Here is a 7044-nt window from a genome sequence, read left to right as displayed (position 1 = left end):
TCACCGGTGATCACCAGCGCGTAGATCTCGCGGTCTGCGTTGAGCGCGCCCACCAGGTCGCGCAGCGCCGACAGGCTGTGCACGGTCCAGGTATGCGCCGGCGGGTTGTTCAGGGTGACCACGGCGGTGTGGCCATCGGCCTCGACCTTCAGGCCCACATGCTCCTGGGTACGCCAATCCTTCATCGCAGTTCCTCTTCGGTATTGAGCAGGTGACGGGCAACGATCACCCGCATGATCTCGTTGGTGCCTTCCAGGATCTGGTGCACGCGGCTGTCGCGCAGCAGGCGCTCGATCGGATATTCGCGGATGTAGCCATAGCCACCGTGGATCTGCAGGGCTTCGTTGCAGATGTTGAAGCCGGCATCGGTAGCGAAACGCTTGGCCATCGCGCACCACACGTTGGCATCGCTGGCACCGGCATCGAGCTTGCGGGCGGCGGTATGCACCATCTGCCGCGCCGCGACCAGTTCGATGGCCATGTCGGCCAGCTTGAACTGCAGTGCCTGGAATTCGGACAACGCCTTGCCGAACTGGCGGCGCTCGCCCATGTAGCGGCGTGCGGCATCCAGCGCACCCTGTGCAGCACCCAGCGAGCAGGCGGCGATGTTGATGCGGCCGCCATCGAGCCCCTTCATCGCCAGCTTGAAGCCGCCGCCTTCCTCTCCCAGAAGGTGGCTGACCGGCACGCGGACGTTTTCGAAGGTGATGCCGCGGGTGGGCTGGCTGTTCCAGCCCATCTTCTCTTCCTTGCGGCCGTAGCTGATGCCCGGCAAGTCGGCTGGCACGGCGATCGCGCTGACCCCGCCTGCACCAGCACCGCCGGTGCGTGCCATCACCACCAGCAGCTCGGTGGCACCGGCGCCGGAAATGAAGGCCTTGGAGCCATTCAACACATAGAAATCGCCATCGCGCACGGCGCTGGTCTTCAGCGAGGCCGCATCCGAACCGGCACCCGGCTCGGTCAGGCAGTACGAGGCAAGCTTGCTGCCCGACGACAGGTCATTGCCCCATGCATCGCGCAGGGTCGGCTGGCCCCACTTGGACACCATCCACGACGCCATGTTGTGGATGCTGATGTAGGCCGCGGTCGACGGATCGACGTTGGCGAGCTCCTCGATGACGACGGCGGCGTCCAGTCGGCTCAGGCCGCTGCCGCCTACTTCCGGGTCCATGTACAGACCGCAGAAGCCCAGTTCACCGGCCTTGGCGATCGCCTCGCGCGGAAAGATGCCCTCCGCATCCCATCGCGCGGCGTGCGGCGCCAGTTCGGCCTGTGCGAAGTCGCGCGCCGCTTCGCGGTACGCCTGCTGCGCTTCTTCCTGCTCCGTCGTCATCGAGTGGCTCATGGCTGCTCCCTGCTGTTACTTCAGGCTGATCGTGGTGTTGACGCCGTGGCTCAGCGTCTCGTCGTCGAACCAGCGCGCGGTGACGGTCTTGGTCTGCGTGTAGAACAGCACCACCTGCTTGCCGTACGGACCCAGGTCGCCGAGCTTGGAAGCGCGCGAACCGGTGAACGAGAACAGCGGCACCGGCACCGGGATCGGCACGTTGATGCCGACCTGGCCGACGTCGATGTCTTCCTGGAACCGGCGTGCAGCGGCGCCGGACTGGGTGAACAGTGCGGTGCCGTTGCCGTTCGGGTTGCTGTTGACCATGGCGATGGCCTCATCCAGCGTTTCCGCTTCGAGGATGACCAGCACCGGCCCGAAGATTTCATCCTGGTAGATGCGCATGTCGGTGGTGACACCGGCAAAGATGGTCGGGCCGACGAAGTTGCCCTTCTCGAACCCATCGACCTGCGGCTTGCGGCCATCGAGCACCAGCTTGGCGCCCTGCTCCACGCCCGACGCGATCAGGCCTTCGACACGCTCACGGGCGCTGCAGGAAATGACCGGACCGACGTCAGTACCGGCCACGGTGCCGCCGCTGACCTTCAGGGTCTTGGCTTTCTCGACCAGGTCCTGCACCCAACCGCGCGCTTCACCCACCAGCACCAGGGTCGAGGCGGCCATGCAGCGCTGGCCAGCCGCACCGAAGGCAGCACCGACCATCGCGTTGAGGGTCTGCTCCTTGTTGGCATCCGGCAGCACCACGGCGTGGTTCTTGGCGCCCATCATGCACTGCACGCGCTTGCCGGCCAGCGAGGCGCGGTTGTACACGTGGGTGCCGACGCGGGTGGAACCGACGAACGAAACGGCCTTGATGTCCGGGTGGTCGCAGATGGCGTTGACCACTTCTTCGCCACCGTGGACGACATTCAGTACGCCCTTCGGAATGCCCGCTTCCAGCGCCAGTTCGACCAGGCGCATGGTGACCATCGGGTCCTGCTCGGACGGCTTGAGGATGAAGGTGTTGCCGGTGGCAATGGCCATCGGGAACATCCACAGCGGGATCATCGCCGGGAAGTTGAACGGGGTGATGCCTGCGCACACGCCCAGCGGCTGCATGATGCTGTAGGTGTCAACGCCATTGGCCACGTTGTTGGCCAGTTCGCCCAACTGCAGATTGCCGATGGCGGCTGCATGCTCGACCACTTCCAGGCCGCGGAACACATCGCCCTCGGCGTCCGGCAGGGTCTTGCCCTGTTCGGCGGTGAGGATGTGCGCCAGCTCGCTCATGTTCTCGCGGATCAGCTGCTGGTACTTCAGGAAGATGCGCGCGCGGGTACCGATCGGGGTCTTGCGCCAGGTCTTGAAGGCTTCCTTGGCGGCGGCCACGGCCGCGTCGACTTCACCCGTGGTGGCGAACGGCACCTGGGCCAGCACGTCCTGGGTGGCCGGATTGATCACATCCTGCCAGTGGGAGGTGGCCGATTCAACGAACTGGCCATCGATCAGCATGCGGATACGGGGCGCTGCAACAGTCATGACGACAATCCACGGGGTGCGAAAGATGCTTGGCATTATTCACAGCACGCACCTCGATTTCCGGCCTGAATCCGCTTAATCTGGCCAATGCCCGCCACGATTCCTGTTAATTCTGTGAATTATTCAGCCCCCCAGCGCCAACTCGGTCTGCGTCTGCTGCGCCTGCGCGAGCAGCGCGGCTACAGCCAGGCCGACCTTGCCCGCGCACTGGGGCTGTCGGCCAGCTACCTGAACCAGATCGAGCGCAACAAGCGCCCGCTGACGCCTGCGGTGCAGAAGAAGCTGGGCGAGGTGTTGGGCGATGTTTCCGCCCTGTTCGACGACAATGAGCCCGCCGCGCTGCAAGAGTCGCTGGGTGAGACCCTGCGCGACCTGGGCCTGGCCGATGTCAGCGCCACCGAACTGCGCGCGTTGGCCGGCAACCTGCCGCAGGTCAGCCGCGCGCTGCTGGACCTGCACCGCCGCCACCTGGCATTGCGCGAGCATGCCGCCGCGCTGGAATTCCAGCTGGGCGAGCCGGGTGCGGGCAGCACGCTGCCGGCCGGTGACCAGGTGCGCGAGTTCTTCAACCGCATGCACAACCACATCCCCGAACTGGACGAACTGGCCGAGCAGCTGTTCGCCGAATGGGGGCTGGCGCCGGGACACGTGGCACCACGGCTGCGCCAGTTGCTGGCCGACCGCCACGGTGTGCTGGTGGAAGTGGCCGCGCTGCAGGCCGGCCGGGAGAAGCGCCAGTACGACGCCGGCAGCCGTACGTTGTGGCTGCCCGATTACCTGGAGCCGGGCCAGCAGGCGTTCCAGATGGCGGTCGAGCTGGCGCTGCGCGGCTACCTGCCGCAGATCGACGCGGTGATCGCGCGCGCCGGCTTCAGCGACGAAGCCCGCATCGCACAGGCGCGCATCGGCCTGTCCAACTATTTCGCCGGCGCGCTGGTGATGCCGTACATGCGCTTCCTTCGCGCGGCCGAGGCCAGCAGCTATGACATCGAGCTGCTGGCGCACCAGTTCGGTGTGGGATTCGAAGCGGTCTGCCATCGCTTGAGTACGCTGGCACGCCGCAGCGCGCCGGGCCTGCCGTTCTTCTTCATCCGCGTGGACCGCGCCGGCAACGTGTCCAAGCGTCACTCGGCCACCGATTTCCACTTCTCGCAGGTGGGTGGTTCATGCCCTTTGTGGATCGTCTACGAGGCGTTCAACCAGCCCGGGCGCATCCTCACCCAGACCGCGCGCATGCCCGATGGTCGCCGCCATTTCTGGTTGGCACGGCAGGTCAGCAGCGGCCCGGTGGGCCACGGCCAGCCACGCAAAACCTTCGCCGTGGCACTGGGTTGTGACCTGCAGCACGCGGACAGGCTGGTGTATTCGCTGGGGCTGGACGTGCAGAGCCCGGGTAATTCGGTGTCGATCGGGCCGGGCTGCCGGGTGTGCCCGCGCGAGGACTGCATGCAGCGCGCGTTTACCCAGTTGCCGGGAAGGTAGGAGTTGGTTCGGCAGGGCTGCGCCCTGCACCTGCGCGTGGGAAGGCGGGCGGGGCCGGTTCGCGCCGCTGTTGGTGGGTGTCGACCTTGGTCGACACGTAGATCCACGCATGGCGTGGATGCTCTTCGATGAATTGTCGACTATTCGATTTCAATGGAAATTCATCCACGCATGGCGTGGATCTACTAAACCATGTGGCTTTCCAATGATGCGATCATCCGCGCCTGGCAGCAGTGGGAACGCGGCGACATTGCGCGGCGATGCGATAGCCCGAGTAGATCCACGCCATGCGTGGATGCGTCCACTCAATAGATCGGCGTCACCTTCATCTGCGGCAACGGCCGTGGCGATCCCTCGGTGAGATCGGGACCAAGATCATCCCAACTGCGCCCCTGCTCCACCATCAACCCCCACAGCTGCTGCGATGCCAGCCGCTTGTCCTCTGAACCCAGCTTGTAGGACGGCGGCGGCGGCGTGCCGGTGGCCACCATCGCATAGGCCGCGCGATAGGCCAGCACCTGCTGCGCCGGATCATCAGTACGCGAAATCTCCAGCGTGTAGCGCTGGTAGGCCGAGGCCAGGTTGCGCCAACGGATCCAGTAATGGTTCTCGAACGAGAACGAACAGAAGCGTGCACCGGCCAGGCTGCCCTTGTCGGCGATGCGGGTCAGCACCTCCTGTGGCATGTCCAGGTTCATGCCGCCCTCGTCGCCCTGCAGGCTCACATGCACGATGCGGTCGCGATAACCGGGCGCACGCGCCTGCAGCAGGTCGCGCCAGTTCTGCATGGTGGCCACCACCGCAAACAGGAAACGGCCCAGTTCGCCGGCCGCCAACGGCGTGGCAATGGACTGGTAATGGCGCTGCCATCCATGGCGGTTCTCGGTGGGCAGGAACACCGAGCGTTCCAGCGCCTGGCGGCTGTCGCTCTCGCGCACCACCGGCTCGGGGCGTTGCGGATAGACCAGGTTGATGGCAAAGGTCGGCCAGCGCGGCAGCGCCGCATCGAACAGGTGGATCGGGAAGTTGCTGCTGATGCCGCCATCGGAGAACCAGCACACCCGGAACGCGGTGATCACCGGACCGCAGGCCTGGCCTGCGCTGGTCAGGCCTTCCATGCTGTCGGCCACGTTGTGCCCGGCCTCACCTGTAGCCGTCGATGTCGGCTCGCAGCGACGTTCGCGACGCGAGGGCTCATGCAGCGGCACCGCGCTGATCAGCAGCGGGAAGCTGAGGCTCATGCGCGTGGCCACCAGTACCGGCAGCGATGCGCCCTGCGGCAGGTGGTAATAGTTGCGGCCTTCCACCTCGCGCGGCGGACCAGCATGGTCGACCATCCACTGCACCACGCTGGCCGGAAACAGCTGCTCGAACTCCTCGCGCAGGAACCAGAACTGCGCACCGCCCAACGGCAGCGTGCGCGGTTCGTTGTGCGATACGCAGGTGGTGATCATCTGCAGGGTGATCGCATGCGGACTGTGTGGTTCGCCTGCATAACGCGGCGCGTCGTGCAGATCGGCGAAGGTCAGCGGTGCATCCATCGGTTTGCCTGACAACTGCTGCAGGCTTTCATGCAGCCACTCGGTCAGCGCCGGCGTGCCTGCGTCCCGGCTCAGTCCACTGCACAGGCCCAGCAGGTTGCGCCGCGCCACCCTTGCTACGCGCAGCGCGGCGCCGGCCACACCTGCACCATAGGCACACAACAGCGACGGCAGCAGGGTCGCCGCCACGCCGCTCCAGCCACCGCCCCACCAGCCCAGGCCGAGCAGCAGTGCCAGCGACACCAGCACTTCCAGCGGCGCGATCTGGAACACCGCGATGGCCAGGCACAGCAGCTTGCGTGGCCAGCCGGCGTTGCCGGTCAGCACCACCAGCAGCCGATACGCAGCGCGTGCGCCAGCGGCCGGCTGGAACAGGCTGTAGATGAACCCGCGCCGCGACAGCTGTGCCGACACCGCCGACAGGCCGCCATATCCCGCATCGCCGGGCAGGGTTTCGCCTGCCTGCTGGCGCCGGTCACCGTATGCCGCAGCGGCCGCCACGGCAGCGGCGATCGCGCCGGCCGAGGTGCCACCGATGCTCTTGAAACGGTATTCGCGGGCCAGCGCGAGCACCGCGTTGGGATACACGATGCCGCTGGTGATGCCGCCTTTCATGACCAGATCGCAGTACTTCGCCGCCACGAGCCACCTCCCGTCTGTCGATGTGCAGTATGGCAAGACGCGCTCTCACAGCCTGAGAAGGCAGCCACAGCTTCCGCACGTGATGGTGTCTCTTGACCATTACTGACAACGGGTCCACCTTGCACCTGCCGAAGGTATCCATCCTGGCGTTCACGCGACGGGATGGATTTAAACGGGAATCCGGTGAAGGCGCCTCGCGCGCCCATTCCGGAGCTGCCCCGCAGCGGTGAATGGAAACGAATCCTGCCAACAGCACTGGGCTCGCGCCTGGGAAGCGGCAGGTAGTAGGTGGGCTGCGGCCCGTGTCCATCAGCCCGAATACCGGCCCCGGCCGGGGGACTCGACCGTCCCCTGACTCGACCTGGAATCTCCGCGGGGAGGTTGCCGGGGCCGTCGTCGTCCTGCGCGTGCAGGCGGCGTGGCCGCGCGCGCCCTGTTCACGGTTTCCGGCCAGACCCGCTGCCCACGCCCAGATGCACCCGACGATGACCGAGCTCCAACGCCCCACCC

At 66.1% G+C, this 7044-nt stretch carries 4 protein-coding genes, 1 pseudogene and 1 riboswitch; of the genes and pseudogenes, 1 reads left to right on the top strand and 4 read right to left on the bottom strand.

Going from position 1 to position 7044, the window contains the following annotated elements; translation table 11 throughout:
• From DBR20_RS00670 to DBR20_RS00660, 3 genes and pseudogenes are all read right to left on the bottom strand, one after another.
• A pseudogene (locus tag DBR20_RS00670) lies at positions 1 to 185 on the bottom strand (enoyl-CoA hydratase); the annotation flags it as partial.
• Positions 182 to 1348: an acyl-CoA dehydrogenase family protein gene (locus tag DBR20_RS00665; protein WP_108264826.1), complete on the bottom strand. Its 1167-nt coding sequence runs from the start codon at positions 1346 to 1348 to the stop codon at positions 182 to 184. The gene DBR20_RS00665 and the pseudogene DBR20_RS00670, both read right to left, overlap by 4 nt.
• Before the next feature lie 15 nt (positions 1349 to 1363).
• A complete protein-coding gene (locus DBR20_RS00660; protein WP_100554431.1) occupies positions 1364 to 2869 on the bottom strand; it encodes a CoA-acylating methylmalonate-semialdehyde dehydrogenase in 1506 nt (501 codons plus the stop codon).
• 114 nt (positions 2870 to 2983) lie between these two features.
• On the opposite strand from DBR20_RS00660, the gene DBR20_RS00655 reads away from it, so the two are divergent.
• A complete protein-coding gene (locus tag DBR20_RS00655; protein ID WP_108264825.1) occupies positions 2984 to 4351 on the top strand; it encodes a short-chain fatty acyl-CoA regulator family protein in 1368 nt (455 codons plus the stop codon).
• A gap of 305 nt (positions 4352 to 4656) precedes the next feature.
• Here the strand turns inward: DBR20_RS00655 and DBR20_RS00650 are convergent, their stop codons facing one another.
• Positions 4657 to 6534: a patatin-like phospholipase family protein gene (locus tag DBR20_RS00650; protein WP_108264824.1), complete on the bottom strand. Its 1878-nt coding sequence runs from the start codon at positions 6532 to 6534 to the stop codon at positions 4657 to 4659.
• Between the two features lie 127 nt (positions 6535 to 6661).
• Positions 6662 to 6879: riboswitch (cobalamin riboswitch) on the top strand.
• Positions 6880 to 7044 lie beyond the last annotated feature (165 nt).

It is taken from the genome of Stenotrophomonas sp. HMWF023 (assembly GCF_003060985.1).
Lineage (GTDB): Bacteria > Pseudomonadota > Gammaproteobacteria > Xanthomonadales > Xanthomonadaceae > Stenotrophomonas > Stenotrophomonas lactitubi.
Note: the sequence above shows the minus strand (reverse complement) of the source record. Positions and strands in the feature narration are given on the sequence as shown.

Bases quoted from the DNA above. Each gene is read 5' to 3' on its own strand.
- DBR20_RS00665 (WP_108264826.1), bottom strand. From the start codon at position 1,348: ATGAGCCACTCGATGACGACGGAGCAGGAAGAAGCGCAGCAGGCGTAC.
- DBR20_RS00660 (WP_100554431.1), bottom strand. From the start codon at position 2,869: ATGACTGTTGCAGCGCCCCGTATCCGCATGCTGATCGATGGCCAGTTC.